General features: G+C 43.3%; 15 protein-coding genes. 1 reads left to right on the top strand and 14 read right to left on the bottom strand.

Annotated elements, in window-relative coordinates:
- Positions 1-72 precede the first annotated feature (72 nt).
- The 13 genes from CQA49_RS08780 to CQA49_RS08835 form a co-directional block, all read right to left on the bottom strand.
- The gene (locus tag CQA49_RS08780) at positions 73-981 is read right to left on the bottom strand and encodes a DUF2156 domain-containing protein (RefSeq protein ID WP_115575584.1); all 909 of its coding nucleotides are present in this window, start codon (positions 979-981) and stop codon (positions 73-75) included.
- A 36-nt stretch (positions 982-1017) separates the two neighbouring features.
- On the bottom strand, positions 1018-2115 hold the full coding sequence (gene pheA, locus CQA49_RS08785; protein WP_115575585.1) for a prephenate dehydratase: 1098 nt from the start codon (positions 2113-2115) through the stop codon (positions 1018-1020).
- Positions 2116-3420, bottom strand: coding sequence for a diaminopimelate decarboxylase (gene lysA / locus CQA49_RS08790; protein WP_115575586.1), 1305 nt, complete (start codon positions 3418-3420; stop codon positions 2116-2118). It abuts the gene before it with no gap.
- A gap of 115 nt (positions 3421-3535) precedes the next feature.
- Positions 3536-5398, bottom strand: coding sequence for a menaquinone biosynthesis decarboxylase (locus CQA49_RS08795; RefSeq protein WP_115575596.1), 1863 nt, complete (start codon positions 5396-5398; stop codon positions 3536-3538).
- A gap of 166 nt (positions 5399-5564) precedes the next feature.
- Positions 5565-6401 carry a hypothetical protein gene (locus CQA49_RS08800; RefSeq protein WP_115575587.1) on the bottom strand — a complete coding sequence of 279 codons (837 nt, stop codon included), beginning with the start codon at positions 6399-6401 and terminating at the stop codon, positions 5565-5567.
- Positions 6402-6430: 29 nt separating this feature from the next.
- Positions 6431-7174 (bottom strand): bifunctional 2-polyprenyl-6-hydroxyphenol methylase/3-demethylubiquinol 3-O-methyltransferase UbiG, encoded by a 744-nt coding sequence (locus CQA49_RS08805; RefSeq protein WP_115575588.1) that lies wholly within the window; start codon positions 7172-7174, stop codon positions 6431-6433.
- Between the two features lie 16 nt (positions 7175-7190).
- Positions 7191-8066 carry a carbon-nitrogen hydrolase gene (locus tag CQA49_RS08810; RefSeq protein ID WP_115575589.1) on the bottom strand — a complete coding sequence of 292 codons (876 nt, stop codon included), beginning with the start codon at positions 8064-8066 and terminating at the stop codon, positions 7191-7193.
- A gap of 2 nt (positions 8067-8068) precedes the next feature.
- Entirely contained in the window at positions 8069-8245 is a 177-nt protein-coding gene (locus CQA49_RS10110; RefSeq protein ID WP_181882658.1) for a hypothetical protein, read from the bottom strand.
- Positions 8242-8916 carry a ThiF family adenylyltransferase gene (locus tag CQA49_RS08815; protein WP_115575590.1) on the bottom strand — a complete coding sequence of 225 codons (675 nt, stop codon included), beginning with the start codon at positions 8914-8916 and terminating at the stop codon, positions 8242-8244. Before CQA49_RS08815 ends, CQA49_RS10110 begins: the two co-directional genes overlap by 4 nt.
- Before the next feature lie 40 nt (positions 8917-8956).
- Positions 8957-9262, bottom strand: a complete 306-nt coding sequence (cutA, locus tag CQA49_RS08820) for a divalent-cation tolerance protein CutA (RefSeq protein WP_115575591.1) — start codon at positions 9260-9262, stop codon at positions 8957-8959.
- A 15-nt stretch (positions 9263-9277) separates the two neighbouring features.
- Entirely contained in the window at positions 9278-9988 is a 711-nt protein-coding gene (locus CQA49_RS08825; RefSeq protein ID WP_115575592.1) for an MqnA/MqnD/SBP family protein, read from the bottom strand.
- A complete protein-coding gene (locus CQA49_RS08830) occupies positions 9989-10279 on the bottom strand; it encodes a DUF493 domain-containing protein (protein WP_181882656.1) in 291 nt (96 codons plus the stop codon). It abuts the gene before it with no gap.
- Positions 10280-10443: 164 nt separating this feature from the next.
- Entirely contained in the window at positions 10444-10848 is a 405-nt protein-coding gene (locus CQA49_RS08835; RefSeq protein WP_115575594.1) for a YbgC/FadM family acyl-CoA thioesterase, read from the bottom strand.
- An 83-nt stretch (positions 10849-10931) separates the two neighbouring features.
- Here CQA49_RS08835 and CQA49_RS08840 point away from each other — a divergent pair, with 83 nt between their 5' ends.
- A complete protein-coding gene (locus CQA49_RS08840) occupies positions 10932-12083 on the top strand; it encodes an aminotransferase class V-fold PLP-dependent enzyme (protein WP_115575595.1) in 1152 nt (383 codons plus the stop codon).
- Positions 12084-12086: 3 nt separating this feature from the next.
- Here CQA49_RS08840 and CQA49_RS10115 read toward each other — a convergent pair.
- The coding region (locus CQA49_RS10115; protein WP_181882657.1) for an autotransporter outer membrane beta-barrel domain-containing protein at positions 12087-15543 on the bottom strand (3457 nt) is incomplete at its 5' end.

Consider the following 15543-nt stretch of genomic DNA (forward strand, 5'->3'; position numbering starts at 1 on the left):
CCCCTTATCAATCCCCCACCCCCGACAACGCTTTTTAAGGGTTACGCTGGCGCGTAACTTGAATTCCTTTAGCTACAAAACAACCTCGAATTTTTCAAGCAAAAATGTCGGCTGGTAGCTTAGCTTTGCCTTTCTTAAACCCTCGATCCCTAAATCCTCTTCTCTATTCACCCACGCACATTGCGCAAAACAATGCTCCAAAACCTGCTGATTTATCGCCTGAAAAATCCCTCTAAATTGAGAATCTGCCTTTTCGATATGCATCACCGCCACACCGCCACTTACGCCCTCATGTGAAAGCGTGCAGGGGATAGTCTCGCCAAAGCTAAAAGCTGCGATTTGAGAATCTATGCGGATAAGCCCGCCTTTCAAGCCAAGCGCTTCGAAAGAATTTAGCGCGTCATTAATGCCGAGATTTTCAAACTTGAGCCCCTCACTTTTGTTTGGATTTGCCTCAAACCACGCGTTATTGATAGCCTGCAATTGCGCGATATTGCTTGAATCTATCGCCTCATAGGCAAAGTGGGCGTATTCCTGCAAAAAATAGTTAAGGTGATTTTTTTTCTTGTGGTATTTGCGCCCGCTAAGCGTAATAAGCTCGCTCACGCTGTAAATATAATCAAACTTATCGCGGTTAGCCACAGGCTTTGCGTGCGGGTAGAATTGCTCTAGCTCGCTTGCTTGCTCTTTGCTTAATGCGCGGATTTGTAGGCTCAAATTTTGCGCCTTAAATTCCTGCAGCATAGAATCCAAACTCGCCTTTTTATCGCCACTGCCTATGGGATAAAAAATATAGGGTGCTTGAGCTGGATATTGCGTTTTAATGATGAGATTTCCCGCCACCTCCGCAAAGCTAATCTCACGCGCATGCCGCCACATATAGCAATTTGTGAAATTTATATCCGAAAGCGCGAGATTATCCTGCGCTAGGTATTTGTCAAAAATTTCTTTGTGTTTGAGTTCAATTTTACAAAAATCCATAATTTATTCCTTTTAAAACTTATCGCGTACAAAACCTCACCCTTCAAAATCAAAGCCCGCAACATAGCTTCCTAGCCATTTCAAGTCCTTGCCTCTTTTGGCAAAAAGCGCTTTAATATTAGAATCCTCATAATGCCCCTTAAAATCGATAAAAAACCCAAAGGAAAAGTCCTGCTTTGCCTTGATTGGGCGGGAGTCAATTTTGGTGAGATTGATTCCAAATTCTTTGAAGTCTTTCAAAAGCGAAAACAACGCGCCCCCTTCTTTGTAGTCGCTCAAAGTCGCAAACACCGAGGTTTTATCCGCCCCGCTTGGCGCGTTTGTGAAATCGCTAATAATCACAAAGCGCGTTTTGTTGTTTGTGGAATCTTCGATATTTTCAAACATTATTGGCAGATTATTGAGCTTTGCGGCGATTTTAGAGCAGATTGCCGCGCTGTTTTTTTCATTCATGGCAAGTTGCGCGGCTTTGGCTGTAGAATCCACAGGCACAAGCTCCAAATCATCTAAACTATGCGCTTTCAAAAACCAATCACACTGCCCAAAGGCAATGTCTTTTGAGTAGATTCTGCGGATTTGGGCGATATGCTCGCAATTTGAGGCAAAGCTGTGATGGATTGGCAGGATAATTTCTGCGATGATTTTTAGCTCGCTATTGTTGAGATAGTCAATTGTCGCGCCAACGACGCCATTTGTGTTATTTTCAATCGGCACTACGCCATATTTTACGCTACCCTGCTCTAGAGCTTTGAAAACTGATGAAATGTTGCTAAGCGCGATATACTCGCTCATCGCGCCAAATCGCTCCTCCGCAGCCTGATGCGTATAACTGCCAATGGGTCCCAAAAAGCCCACTTTTTCGGGCAACTCAAGGTTGCGTGAAAGGGCGAAAATCTCCTCATAAATAGCTGCAATCGCGCTTTTTTTAAGGTAGCTTTTTTCAGTTTGTAGGCTACTTAGGCGCTCGATTATCGCCTTTTCACGCTCTGGACGATAAATCGCGCCCTTTGTCTGTTGCTTATACTTGCCAATCTCGCGCACAAGCCCCATGCGCTCCTCTAGCAATTGCAAAATATTTTCATCGATTCTATCAATTTGCGCGCGTTTGGAATCTAAAAAGTTAGAATCTGCCATTTATTTCCCTTCTGTGTTTTTGTTTAAATCTTGCGGGGATAAAAACTTCAATTCCGGTGCGATTAAATCCTCAAACTTTTCGCGCTCGCGGATAAGAAATGCCTTGCCATTTTGCACGCCAACTTCCGCTGCACGCGGGCGCGTATTATAACTATGCGCCATGCTAAAGCCATACGCCCCCGCATTAGCAAAACAAAGCAAATCTCCATGCGCTAGCGGTGGCATTTCCACACCTTTAGCCAAAAAATCACTGCTTTCACAAATCGCCCCTACGATATCTGCCTTGCTTTTGTTTGCTCCCTGCGCTATAGAATCCGGCACACCAGATTCTGACGCGCAAGCTCCATTTTGCAAATCTTTAGAATCCAGCACGCGCACCTTATGCACAGCATCATACAATGTCGGGCGCATAAGATCATTCATCGCAGCATCAACGATGATAAAGCACTTTTTTTCATTGTATTTTTCATACAGCACTTTTGTGAGCAACACGCCAGATTCTGCGACCAAAAACCTGCCCGGCTCGCAAATTATCGTCACATCAAGCCCCTTTAGCGCGCCCAAAATCCCCTGCGCGTAGTCATAGAGATTGATTGTTTTTTCATTTTCATAGCAAATCCCAATGCCCCCGCCAACATCAAAAAACTTTAGCTCAATCTTAAGCGCTAGCAAGCTGTGTGCGAGCTCTGCGACTTTTTGCGCGCCTTGGATAATGGGTGAGAGCTCGGTGAGTTGCGATCCTATATGAAAATGTATCCCCACAGGATCGAGGAATTGCGACTTTTTGGCATAGATATAGAGCTTTTTTGCACTCTCTATATCCACGCCAAACTTATTTTCATGCAATCCGGTGGAAATGTAGGGGTGGGTTTTGGCATCAATATTTGGATTGACGCGCACAGAAATTCTTGCGACTTTTTGAATGCTTTGCGCGATAGATTCAATGCGCAAAAGCTCGGCTTCACTCTCAACATTTAAGAACAAAATATCGCTTTGCAACGCCTCTAAAATCTCATCATCGCGCTTGCCAACGCCACTAAAAATAATCTTATATTTTGGCACGCCACTTAAAAGCGCGCGTCTCACTTCACCAATAGACACGCAGTCCGCACCCGCACCTTGCGCGCTTAAATGCTGGATTACGCTTAGATTTGGATTTGCTTTTAGTGCGTAGCAAATAAGGGACTTGCGCGCTTTGAAGGCATTTTTAAACGCTTCAAACTGCGCGCTAATTTTATCAAAATCATACACATATAAAGGCGTGCCAAACTCCGCAGCACAGGATTTTAGCAAGGATTCTTGCATTGCATTCTCCAAAAGGTTTTAAAATCCGCAATTGTAGCTTAGAGTTGTTAAAATTCTCTTAATACTAGCGCGCTTTAGCTAGCTAGAACACACAAGGATAAAACCACGCGCGCTTTTATGCCTTGCTTTCACAAATTTGATAAAACTTCAAAAATCCATCATCGATATTTTCAAGCAAGCCTTTTTGACGCAGAGAATCTATCACTTCAGGCGTGCAGTCCGTCTCTTTAGGCCATTCTCGGTGGTGATTATCCACTTCCCCCTTATCGCTCGCATCGACAAAAACAATGCCCTCTTGCACCCAAATATCGCGCTTCGCATCGATGCTATTAACAATGCGCCAAGTCAGCATATAGGGATTTTGCAAGTCATTTTTTGCAAAATCAAGCAAAAATACAATCCGCAGAGAATCCTTAAATTTACTCAAATCTTTCGCGCGGATTGCTTGTTGCAAGCTCACTTCACCCTTTTGACAAGCAAGCATACAAAGCGGATTAGCGCTATCAATGCAATACTGCTTAACATCTTTGACAAAGTCAAATTCCGCACTTAAAAGCTCTTTTAGTTCAGAATCTGCGTGCAAGAGAAAGCTCTTTGCAAATTTTGGCGCGTCATTTGTGGCGTTTATACCGAGCTTCCCACCAACGCCAAAACTCGGGCTTGCGTGATCGAGTGCATCGCAGATTCCCTCGCTTATTAGCATATTTTCCACGCTAAAGCGATTTAGAATGTAATTCGCAAGATTCTCATAATCATCTAGCGCGGGCGCGTCACTCCCCACAAAAATCGCATGTTTAACAAAGCTCATTTGTCCCACACCCCAAAATGCGTGCATCAGTTGCAATGCGTGCGCTGGGTATTCTGGCGCGATTTTGGCAAAAATGAGATTGTGAAACACGCCATTTTCTGGCATGTGGTAATCAAGCAAGCCATGTGTCGTGCGTTGCAAAAGTGGCAAAAACACACGCTCGGTCAAATAGCCCATATATTTGTCCTCCAGCGGTGGCTTGCCTACGACACTTGCGGGGAAAATAGCATTTTTTTTCATCGTTATAGCGCTCACCTCAAGCACAGGATAAGGCTCTATTGGCGTATAAAAGCCCGTGTGATCACCAAAAGGTCCTTCTAATCGCTCAAGGCTCGTATCCACAAAGCCTTCAATCACAATATCCACATCATAAGGCACTTTGAGTTCATTTGTCAGACATGGCACTAGGCGCGCGTTTTGCTCGCGTATAAAGCCATAAAGTAGCAATTCATAAACACCTAGCGGAAGTGGCGCCTGCGCGCACCAAATATACAGCGGATCGCCACCTAGCGCGATTGTGACAGGCATTTTTTTACCCGCTTTTTTATACTGATGAAAAAAGTGATTAGAATCCTTATGCACCTGCCAATGCAAACCCAAATGCGTTTCATCAAACACCTGCAAGCGATACATTCCGAGGTTTTTTTGCTTCCCATCAAGGCTTTGAGTATAAACCTGCCCCATTGTGATAAAAGGCGCGGCGTCATGCTCCCAAGTCGTAAGGATGGGTAAATCATAAAGATTTGGCTTGTCCTGTTGCGCCTCTTGTCGCGCGTCTTTGCGTATTTCTTGACAAGGGGCTTTTCCGCTAAAATGCTTTGGGAAAGCCTTACGCAGGGCAAAAAGCTCTTTTATTTGTGAAATTTTTTGCAACAAGCCCTTTTTTGGTGCAAAATCTAGCAAAGATTGAATGGAGCGCGCGATTTGCTCGCTTTGCTTTTGGGCGATGAGATTAAGGCGGGTGTGCGAACCAAAGAGATTCATTAAAACGGGCATATCAAAGGTTTTGTTATTTTTTTTATCAATGGGCTTTGTAAAAAGTAGCGCCTTAGAATCTTTCTTTTTCACTTCTAAATACGCTAAATGCGGGATTTCAAGGTAAATATCAAGGGGCGTGTCGATGATTTTTAGCTCACCTTGAGATTGCAAAAAATCCAAAAATTTTTGCATATCGCCAAAGTCCCTAAATTGCGGGATTTTGTGGGTATTTTCTGCACTCATAGCGACTCCAAAACGAAAAAATTATAAAGGGGAAATTATAACAAAAGAATTCAAAGCTTAAAAGTTTGTCCTGCGCTTGTTTCCTAGCAAAATTTAGCCTTGCAAAGTTAAAATCTCAAAAAATCCTTTGTAAATTTTCTAGCAAAGAATGCGCGGGATTAAGCACGCAAAAGCGAGCGTTGAGCTTTTTAAAATACGCTTTAATACTAGAATCTTGCGCGTGAAGCTTACGCAAATAAGGCTTTTTGCTTAAAATATTTTTAAAAATCTCCCCGCTTTCCACATCGCGCACGCAATTTACACTTTCCAAAAAATCCGCGCTTAGCTCCTCCCTATCACGCACGCAAAGCGCATAAAGCAAAAACTCACTTTGCAATGCGCTAAAAACAGGCGCGCGCGCTAAATCTATGTCAAAAAAATCTCCCAAAACCACGCCTAAACCATTTTTGCGCTTTTGAGTAGAGATAAAATGCATCACTTTGTGAAAATCAAGCCGTAGATTCTGCAATTGTGGTGTATTTTGTGCATTTCGCGCCTTTTTGTCGCATAAAGTTTGCAAATACGCTTTCATAAGATTAATTTGACTAATCGTGCGCGTGCTGTGGGAATTAAGAATGTGCAAAAGTGGTTTGAGATTATAAACCTGCGCGCTTTGCAATAAAATCTCGCAAATCGCGCTGATTGTTTCGCTCTTGCGCACAGGCGCGCCTAAATTAAGGCTTTTAGATTCACAGATAAAAAGATGCAGGAACGACAACTTCCCTGCGCCAAAAGTTTTGCTCATCAAGCGATTGTATTTAAGCGACGCCAAAGGCGCGATAAAGCGCGCATCATCGTTAAGCTCGTATTCTTTGAGCTCTAAAAAGTCATTATCCTGTGTGCTTGCAAAAGCGCTCTGCAAGCTGGATAGACGCAAAAAAGGAAGCTTGTGTTTAAAATAAATTTGCGCCATTTTCGCCCAAAATAAATAGAATCTAAGCCCTAAGGCTTTTTAATAAAGGTATAACCCACCTCGCGCGTGTGCGTGTAGCGGATCTTGCCATCTTTTGCGCGCGCATTGACATATTCTGCGATGAGCGCGTGGTTTGGCTCGCCCCCATGCACTTTGACATTAAACGCCATATCATTTATCGCTTGCGCTACATCGCTTTCATAGGTAAAATCCGCGCACATATAGGCAAATTTTGGCTCCTTATAACCAAGCTCTTTGAGCCATTCAAGCACATTTGGCAAGCCCACGGGCAACTCTAAGCGCATACCATGCTCTTTTAAAAGCGTATCGATAAACTCCGCTTCCCTCTTGCGCCCCCAGCCCACATACGCCAAGCCCTCCATGCAGACTTCAAGGGCTTTTAAGAATCCCGCTTTATTATTGAGCGCTGGCGTCATTGAAGCAAGTGCGATATCAAACTTTTTCTCAATCTTAAAGCTCTCCCAATCACTGCAAAGCGTGGTGATATTGCCAAACCCAAGTGCGCGCGCGTCATTTGCGATATTTTCTAGCATTGTATCTGAAATATCAAGCGCAAGAATGTGCTTTGCCTCTTCTGCTAACTCAAGGCTAAAGCGCCCATTCCCGCAACCAATATCAATGATTTCCTTGCCTCTAAAATCCGCGCCATTTTGTCTAAAAAACTCTAAAATCTCAAGCGTATCTTCTTCATTTTTCTTAAAACGACGAAAAGTCTTTGCCTTTAGTTCCCACGCCTCTTTGGTTTGTTGCATTCTCACTCCTTAAATTTTAATCACAAAAACGCTTCAAAAGCGCCTTGTAAGATTCTATCCGCCTATCGCGCAAAAAGGGCCACATACGGCGCACTTCCTCACTGCGCGACAAATCAATATCCACAAATAGCGTTTGCGCTTCCTCTTTGCTAGCTTGCGCCAAAAGCTCGCCCTGCGCGCCAAAAGCAAAGCTATTCCCCCAAAATCGAATGCCCTTTGCCACGCCTGAAGTATCCTTTTCAAATCCCACGCGATTAATGCAAAGCAATGGCAAGCCATTTGCCACGCTATGCCCGCGCTGCACAGCCACCCAAGAATCTAGCTGGCGCGCTTTTTCCTCCTTACTATCCTCATCAAACCACCCAATAGCCGTTGGATAAATGAGAATCTCCGCGCCCTTCAAAGCCATAATGCGCGCAGCTTCTGGATACCACTGATCCCAGCAAATAAGTACACCAAGCTTCCCGACACTCGTCGCAATAGGCTCAAAGCCCAAATCTCCGGGCGTAAAATAAAACTTTTCATAAAATTGTGGATCGTCTGGAATGTGCATTTTGCGGTATTTCCCAGCCACCGAGCCATCACTTTCAAACACAACTGCGGTGTTGTGATACAGCCCGCTTGCGCGCTTTTCAAACAACGAGCTTACAAGCACAACGCCCGCTTCTTTGGCGATTTTCCCAAAAGTGGCAATGTCTTCTTCAAACTCAAGCGCGTAGTCAAAAAACTGCGGATTCTCGCTTTGGCAAAAGTATTCCCTCGTGTGTAATTCCTGCAAGCATACGAGCTTTGCGCCATTTTTGGCAGCGTTTAGAATCTCGCCCTTTGTATAGGCGATTGTCGCGGATTTTGAGTCCAAATAGCGTTGTTGGATTAAGGCTACTTTAAGCATCGCTACTCGTCCTCGTATTCAGAATCTGGACTTTCATAGTCGTCGTCATCATACCCGCCAAAGCCACTTCCGCTATCCTCATCATCAAAATCCCCATACAAGTCATCTTGCATTTCATCTTGTTCATCATCTGCGTAGTCGAACTCATCGTCGTCATAAGGTTTTGCGTAGATTCTCATTTTTTGCTCCTTGTGATAATATCATCAATAACTTGACTTGCGATCACCAACCCAAATCCGCCCGTAACCGCGCTAAAACTTCCCAAACCCTTGCATTTTGGAATCTCTTGGCTAAAGACAACCTTAAATTTCGCCTTTACTCGCGCTTTTTTGAGATTATCGCGGAATTTTCGCGCAAATTTATCACCCTTGCTTTTCCAAATCGAGCCAACCTCAATTTTCAAAGGATTAATCTTTTTCGCGCTCCCTGTGGAAGCAATATACATACCATAGGGCTTTTGGCTCGCTATCTTTGCCACCGCCACTTTCATAGGGATATCATCAATCGCATCGATAATATAATCATATTGCAAAATATTATGCCTTTGCAAAAACTCCGCGCTTACAGATTCTTCAAACGCCTGCACGCCCGGATACAAGCGCGCCAGAGCCTTTACTTTTGGCTCACCTAAAAACTGCGAGCCAATTTGGCGATTTTGGTTTGTGACTTCAAAACTATCATCATCAACAATACTAAGATTCCCAATCCCGCTACGATACAAACAATCTAGCGCAAAACTCCCCACGCCTCCAACGCCAAGTATCAGCACGCTCGTTTTTTGAATCTGCTCAAAAGATTCTCCAAAAAGAAGCCTTGAGCGCGTAAAACGATCGATTATTTCATTTTCCAAACTTTCTCCTTAATATACAAAATTTATTACCCGCATTTCATTACCGCTTGCATTGTTTCAAAAGCCATTTTTTATACGCCTTCCCCCAAGAATCTACCCGCACACACGCAATTTCTGGGATTTTATAGGGGTGCAGTTTGGTTAAGATTTTACAAAGCTTTTTGCGCTTTTTTGGGCGACTTTTAAGTGTGAGTAAAAACTCCCTATCATCGCAAAGTTTGCCTTCCCAGCGATAAAGGCTAGAAATTTTTTGAATCTGCGCGCAGGCGATGAGATTTTTACTTAAAAGCAATTTTGCAATTTTTCGCGCTTGTTTTTTATTATCCAAAGTCGTGTAGCAAAGCATTTCGCACGCCTTTAATTATTTAGAAAATCTTTGAGGTTGCTTAATGCGTTTTAAGCGCACAGCACGATAAAATCGCTCCAATCCCACGCGCTCTTTTGCACCGATTTTATAAAAGATTCTCTCCAAATATTGCTTGATAAAATCCGCCTTAATCCCACTTTTTTTGCTCGCGTCTTGCAGGATAAAATAAGGGATTTTTTTGTGCTTTGTATCAAAAGCGCGGTTAAAGCGCGTGCTTAAATGCTGCAAACGCGCGCCAAATTTATGAAAACAAAGTCGCCCAAACACAAATGGCACACTTTCCTTCTCCCACCACAGCGCGCCTAAATCAATCGCATTGCGCGAGCTTGCAGAATCTTCAAACTTCACAAGTAGCGCCCTATCGCCAATTAGCACTTTTCCTTGCAGATTTAGCACCTGCAAAAGCGCGTTTGAAGTGGCTGACTGATAATCAAGCCCGCTTCCTTGCAGTGCTAGCACGCTCCACACCGCGCCTTTTGAGATAATGCCACTTTTTGTCGCGTGATTTTTAAGATGCGCGCGCATACCAGCGATTGAAGAAATAAAGCCCGCGTCAATGCGCCTAAACAAAAAGTCCTTATTTAGCTTGCTAGGATAGGATTTTTTAAGCGCGATATACTGCTTCATAAAGCTAGGCAGAGGATACGCCTTGATAAACACATCAAAAGGCAAGAGATTGATATACGCGATTTTGCCAAAGCGCATTTAGAGCACCATTGCGATGTCTTTGTGATTTTTGAGCGCGCTAAAAATGCTATCGCGTTGCTCTTTGGAATCCACCTCTAGCGCGATATGCACGCTTAGGAAGTTGCCTTTGCCTGAAGGGCGCTTTTTGGTGATTTCAAAAGGAATGTCTAGCACCTCAAAAATCGCCTCCTCAATGAGCGCCTCACTTTTGCCAATCACGGCATATTCCCATCTTGTAGGATAGAGAATCTGTGCGCCCTCCAAGCTCTCCGCGCTTGCTTCTATGTCATTATGTGGTGGTTTTTGCATTTGTTTGCTCCTGTTTTTAAGATATTGCAACGCCCCTAAAGGCGCAACTCCCGCAATTTCCTCTCGCTCTCTCATTTTGTTAGCGTGCGTATTCTACCTTGTTTTGATTGATAGATTACCGATAAAGTTTTTAAAAATCTCAACCAACGCTCTAAGATTCCATCTTAATCTAGTGATTTGAGAACTTCCAAAAAGCGTGGCGGGATTTTGAGCGGTTTTTGCAACGCTGTATCGACAAATGCCAGCAGTGCTTCCATACTAAAGATGAGAATCTCCTCACTGCTTCCATCTATCGCGCTGTGGATTCTATAAATTTGCTGCTCTATTAGCAAACTGCTTTGGCGCATTTTTAGCACCTTTGAGCGCACTTCCAGTAAATCTCCAAGCCTCGCAGGTGCGACAAACTTCGCATTAAGCGAGCTTAGCACAAAGCCACAATTCCCCTCAAAAGGCAAACTATTCTGGCTAAAAAACAGCTCACTGCGCGCGCGCTCGCAGTATTTTATGTAGTTTGTGTGATAGACGATTTGCCCGCAGTCTGTATCTTCAAAATAGACGCGTATGCGCATTTGCGCCTCCTTAGGTTTTTGCGCGACATTATAGCGCAAACTCGTGCTATAATCGCTAGCAATTTTTCACACAAAGGCAGATGATGATTTACCTTGATAATGCCGCAACAAGCTTTCCTAAGCCTCCTTGCGTGGTGCAAGCGGTGGCGGAATTTATGCAAAATATCGGTGCGAGCGCAAGCAGGGGCGCGTATAAAAGCGCGCAAGATTCTGGGAATCTGCTTTTTAGCGCGCGTGATCGATTAGCAAGGCTTTTGGGGAATAAGCAAAGCGCGCAAAATATCTTTTTCACCTACAATACCACTTATGCGCTAAATCTCGTGCTACATGGGATTTTAGAGCAAAATGACAGCGTGCTAATCACCCAAATTGAACACAATGCGCTTATGCGTCCGCTCAAGTTTTTAGAGCGCACAAAGGGCATTAAAATACGAGAAATCCCAACCACCGCGCAATGTGGACTTGATCTCACGCAGGCAAAAGAGCTAGCAAAAGGCGTGAAACTCATCGCGTGCATTGGCGCAAATAATGTAACCGGCGCGATTATGCCCTTAGATCATCTCAAAGAGATTGCGCGAGAATCTGGCGCGTTTTTGCTTATTGACGCAGCGCAGATTCTAGGCGTGAGCGCGTTTGAAAATGATGGCATAGATTTTGTGTGTGGAAGCGCGCACAAGGGGCTTTTAGCGCCTATGGGTTTAGGGATCTGCGCGTTAAGCCAGAGGGCGGCGCAATATTTAGAGCCTTTTATTTTGGGAGGCACTGGCAGTGCGAGCGAAAGCCTAGAGCAACCAAATGCGCTTCCTGATAAGTTTGAAAGTGGCACGCAAAATATGCACGCGATTGCTGGGCTAGATTCCGCGCTTGAATGGCTTGAAAATATCGGCGTGGAAAAGATTTTTTCGCATGAAAATGCTATCCGCGCGTATTTTGTAGAGGGCTTAAGGCGCATTGAGGGGCTAGGAGGAATTAAAATTTGCGAGATAGAATCTAGCTATAAAAGCACGGGTGTGCTTTCCTTTACCTGCGCGGATATTGCTAAAATGGCGCATTTGCTTGATAAGCGCTATGGCGTTTGCGTGCGCGCTGGCTTGCATTGTAACCCCTGCACACATAAGACAATAGGCACGCTTGCAACCCATGGCACAATCCGCCTAAGCCCAAGCTATAGCACAACTTTCATAGACGCCGAGCTTACCCTTAAAGCCATTGCTGAGATTGCACAATCCCTCTAGCTTTTAAAACCACACAACCCATTTCATTGATAAAGCTGTAGCTATGCCTTGAGGGTGATAGAATCCATTATATGAGAAGTTAAATTCTTGATTCTCTTTTATTTTGTAATGCGCGCTGGCTTCTGAATACACATAAAAGCTAGGCACAACCAAATGTGCGCTATCGCTAAATGTGCCTAATCTCAAAGTAATAAGATGCCTTTGTATGAGGTTATACCTAGCACCGGCTAGAAGCGTATAGCGCCATTTATTATTCACTGCTTTTTCATAGCGTATTTGTGCGCTTAATGCGGGCAAATGAAAGTTACTTCTTGTGTAGGTTTCAATCGCTGCTAGCGCCCCATAATCCAAGCTAAAACTATCTATACTCATAAAGGTATAGCCTAAGCCTAGTTCTGGCGAGATATAAGAGTTTTTGTAAATATTATACATATTCGCGCCAATCCTAAACTCTGCGCCTGCGCTTAGCACATTTGGTCTTGCTTTGGCTGTGCCTAAATCTGTCATGCTATAGCTCATATTTGGCGTTTCTAACTCACCTTTTAAGATAGTTTTCACATAGAGTTCAGTATAACCTTTGGCTAAAAGCGTATTGTAGTATTGCGCCCCTGCCATAAAGGATTGATTGCCTACTTTTGCGGAACCATCATTTCTGCCTATGTTTATATTGCTGTATTCATAGCCTGCATACACACCTACGCTTCCTAATCTTTTTAGATTCTTATGAGCTCCTAGAAGTGCGCCCATTCCTAGTTCTGTAGAGCTAGAGCCTGCGCCTAGATTTGTGCTATCATGCACTGCATACGGAAGGATAAAGCTATCATAGCTTTTTGGCTCAATGTAAGGCACAAATATAAGGTTTAGCTCGCTTAACAAATCTTGATTAGTGTATTTCATACTGATAGTGTCTTTGAGCTTTTTAACCTTGCTTGTGTAGGTGTAGTCAGATTCATCTTTGATAGAATCTAAGTCTTTGCTGGTTAAAAGGATTTCTTCAGATTGAGAAATGCTCGCATCATCCGCGTTGTTTGCGCTTGCATTTTCGCTATTTGCTTGAGATTCTGTATTCTTAGAATCCGCATTGTTAGAATCTTTTATATCCTTTAGAATCTTTGAGTTTTTATTCTTTTTCTCTACTCTTGTTAAAATCACTCTATCTTGCCTTACTTTGGCTGCTGTGGCTTTTGAGGCGTCATATTTAGAGTGAAACATTTTCCTTGAGAGAGAATCTAAGATATTATCAATCATCACGCTTCTTCGCATAGAGCTTAACACCGCGCCTTTAGATAACGCAATGCCCGGGGAATCGTCTGCCTCCACGCCAAGCACGAAGTAGGCTTCATCTCTGCCCGGATCAAGCGTTGAATTAACGGTTATCGTGCCTTGCCTTGTGTTAATAGAAGCAAAGGACAAAGAGTTGCTTACAGCGCCATTTGCGATTGTTGCGTTATTTGCGGTGGCGTTATTGGTAGTTGTGCTGGCGACATTGTGAGTGGTTTCGCTAAAGTTGCCCTGTCCGTCATTTTGCAAAATGACATTTTTATAATAATACCTCTCGCCTATGGCTTGAGCTTCCCTTGTGAGATAAATCGTAATAGCTTTATTTTCCGCTGTGACATTTTCCACATTGACGCCATTGCCTAGGATAATATGCTCTTTGAGGGCTTGAGAGTTTGCATCAGTGATTCCATAATTACTTCCAGCGCTTGCGCCTGTGTTGTTATATTCATCTTCTGATAGGCTTAGTTGTAATGCCCAACCTTTTAGGTTAATGCTTGTATTAGTAGCGTTGTTGTTTCCTTGTATGGTGCCATTGATGTGGGCGAGGTTATTTAGGTTTGTAGGATTAGCTGTATCTCCTCCTATGGCATTAATGATATTAGTTAAGCCATTGGGCGTTCTTGTGATGTTTAACACACCATTATTTCCTAAGGTGATTGTGCCTCCTGTATTATCAAATGGCAAGTTAGCAGAATCTACTATGCTTAAGACTTGAGCGTTTATTGTTCCTGCATTCCTAAAGCCATCTTGTATGTCTAAGTTTGTGCTTGAGCTAATGTTTGCATTTCCTTCGTTGGTAAAGCCACTAAAGATTCCATTATCTCTTGTGTTAATACTTGCATCATGTCCTGCAGTGTTTGTAAAGGTTGTAATAAGCCCGGAATTCTCTAAATTAGTAATAGTGCCTGTGTTGCTAAAGCCTGTAATATTACCAGAGTTATTTAAGGTGGTGATGGTGTTTGAGTTGGTAAATTCTTTAATGGTGTTTGCGTTGGTTAAAGTAGCAATAGTGCTAGAGTTAGTAAATTTATTAATACTGCCTGTGTTGGTTAGAGAATCTACTTTTCCAGCATTGCTAAAGGTTTCGATAGTATTTGCATTAGTAAAACCTGCAATGCTGCTTCCTGTTTGATTTTCTAGCGTAGTGATAGTTCCGGTGTTAGTAGAATCTAGCGCAAGTGTGCCACCTTGAAGGGTTAAATTAGTAATAATCCCTCCATTAGTAAGCTTAGCATTAGCGGTATTGCCTGTGTTTGTTAAGCTTTCAATTGTTCCAGCATTAGCAAGGGTAGCAGTGCCAGAGTTTGTAAGGGTGGTTATTTTGCCACCATTTGCATTGAGATTTAAAGTCGCATTTGCGTTGTTTGTTAAAGTAGCAACACTTGAGCCAGCAAATGTTCTTATTGTCGCCTCACCGCCATTGTTTTCAATGGTAGTAATGGTTGCGTTATTTTGCAAGTCTTTGATTGTGCCGGTGTTAGTAAGTCTATCAATAGTGGCGTTGTCATTTACCATAGCTGTGATTTCGCCCTCATTTGTGAAAGTATCTATTTTTGCACCATTTTGATTTGTGAGAGAATCCACACTGCCAGCTGTTTGGTTAGTAAAAGTAGCTATATTAGAATTTGCCCCGGTGTTTTGCAAGTCTTTGATTGTGGCATTAGATTCATTAGCTAGTGTTGTTAAAGTTGCACCATTGCGATTTGCGATTTGTGCGCTTGAGTTTGCCTTATTGCTTAGAGTGCCAGCAATGTTTGCATTGTCATTTATTGCTACCACATCTGCACCTGCCACGCTTTGTAAGTTAATATCTCCATTAATGGTTGCTTTGGCAGCGCCTGCTTGTGTTTGATTTTGTAATCTTGTTGTGATAGCACCAGTGTTATTTGCACTTGTATCGACATAATAAATTGTCCCACTATTGCCAAGTGAGCCGATAGAACCTTGATTATCAAGCTTGTTGTTTGCATTATTTGCATCGCCTATTGTGCCAGTATTTGTAAGGGCTACAATGCTAGATTCATTTTTCAATGTAGTAATTGAGCCGGCATTGCCAAGATTCCCAATCACACTATTATTGCCCGCGTTGTTATTGAGCGTGGTTATTGTGCCCTCATTTGTGATATTTGTCGAGCCGGTGTTGTCGATGGTGGTGATTCGCGCGCCTTGAGCGTTGCCA

The sequence above is a fragment of the Helicobacter sp. MIT 00-7814 genome (genome assembly GCF_003364115.1).
In the GTDB taxonomy this organism is placed as follows: Bacteria; Campylobacterota; Campylobacteria; order Campylobacterales; family Helicobacteraceae; genus Helicobacter_F.

Excerpts from the sequence above, each read along its gene's own strand:
- CQA49_RS08795 (WP_115575596.1), bottom strand. The coding sequence starts at position 5,398 with ATGCAAAAATTTTTGGATTTTTTGCAATCTCAAGGTGAGCTAAAAATC.
- CQA49_RS08835 (WP_115575594.1), bottom strand. The coding sequence starts at position 10,848 with ATGCGCATACGCGTCTATTTTGAAGATACAGACTGCGGGCAAATCGTC.
- pheA (WP_115575585.1), bottom strand. The coding sequence starts at position 2,115 with ATGGCAGATTCTAACTTTTTAGATTCCAAACGCGCGCAAATTGATAGA.
- CQA49_RS08810 (WP_115575589.1), bottom strand. The coding sequence starts at position 8,066 with ATGCTTAAAGTAGCCTTAATCCAACAACGCTATTTGGACTCAAAATCC.
- CQA49_RS08840 (WP_115575595.1), top strand. The coding sequence starts at position 10,932 with ATGATTTACCTTGATAATGCCGCAACAAGCTTTCCTAAGCCTCCTTGC.
- CQA49_RS08780 (WP_115575584.1), bottom strand. The coding sequence starts at position 981 with ATGGATTTTTGTAAAATTGAACTCAAACACAAAGAAATTTTTGACAAA.
- lysA (WP_115575586.1), bottom strand. The coding sequence starts at position 3,420 with ATGCAAGAATCCTTGCTAAAATCCTGTGCTGCGGAGTTTGGCACGCCT.
- cutA (WP_115575591.1), bottom strand. The coding sequence starts at position 9,262 with ATGCTTTGCTACACGACTTTGGATAATAAAAAACAAGCGCGAAAAATT.
- CQA49_RS08800 (WP_115575587.1), bottom strand. The coding sequence starts at position 6,401 with ATGGCGCAAATTTATTTTAAACACAAGCTTCCTTTTTTGCGTCTATCC.
- CQA49_RS08830 (WP_181882656.1), bottom strand. The coding sequence starts at position 10,279 with ATGCAAAAACCACCACATAATGACATAGAAGCAAGCGCGGAGAGCTTG.
- CQA49_RS08805 (WP_115575588.1), bottom strand. The coding sequence starts at position 7,174 with ATGCAACAAACCAAAGAGGCGTGGGAACTAAAGGCAAAGACTTTTCGT.
- CQA49_RS10110 (WP_181882658.1), bottom strand. The coding sequence starts at position 8,245 with ATGAGAATCTACGCAAAACCTTATGACGACGATGAGTTCGACTACGCA.
- CQA49_RS08825 (WP_115575592.1), bottom strand. The coding sequence starts at position 9,988 with ATGCGCTTTGGCAAAATCGCGTATATCAATCTCTTGCCTTTTGATGTG.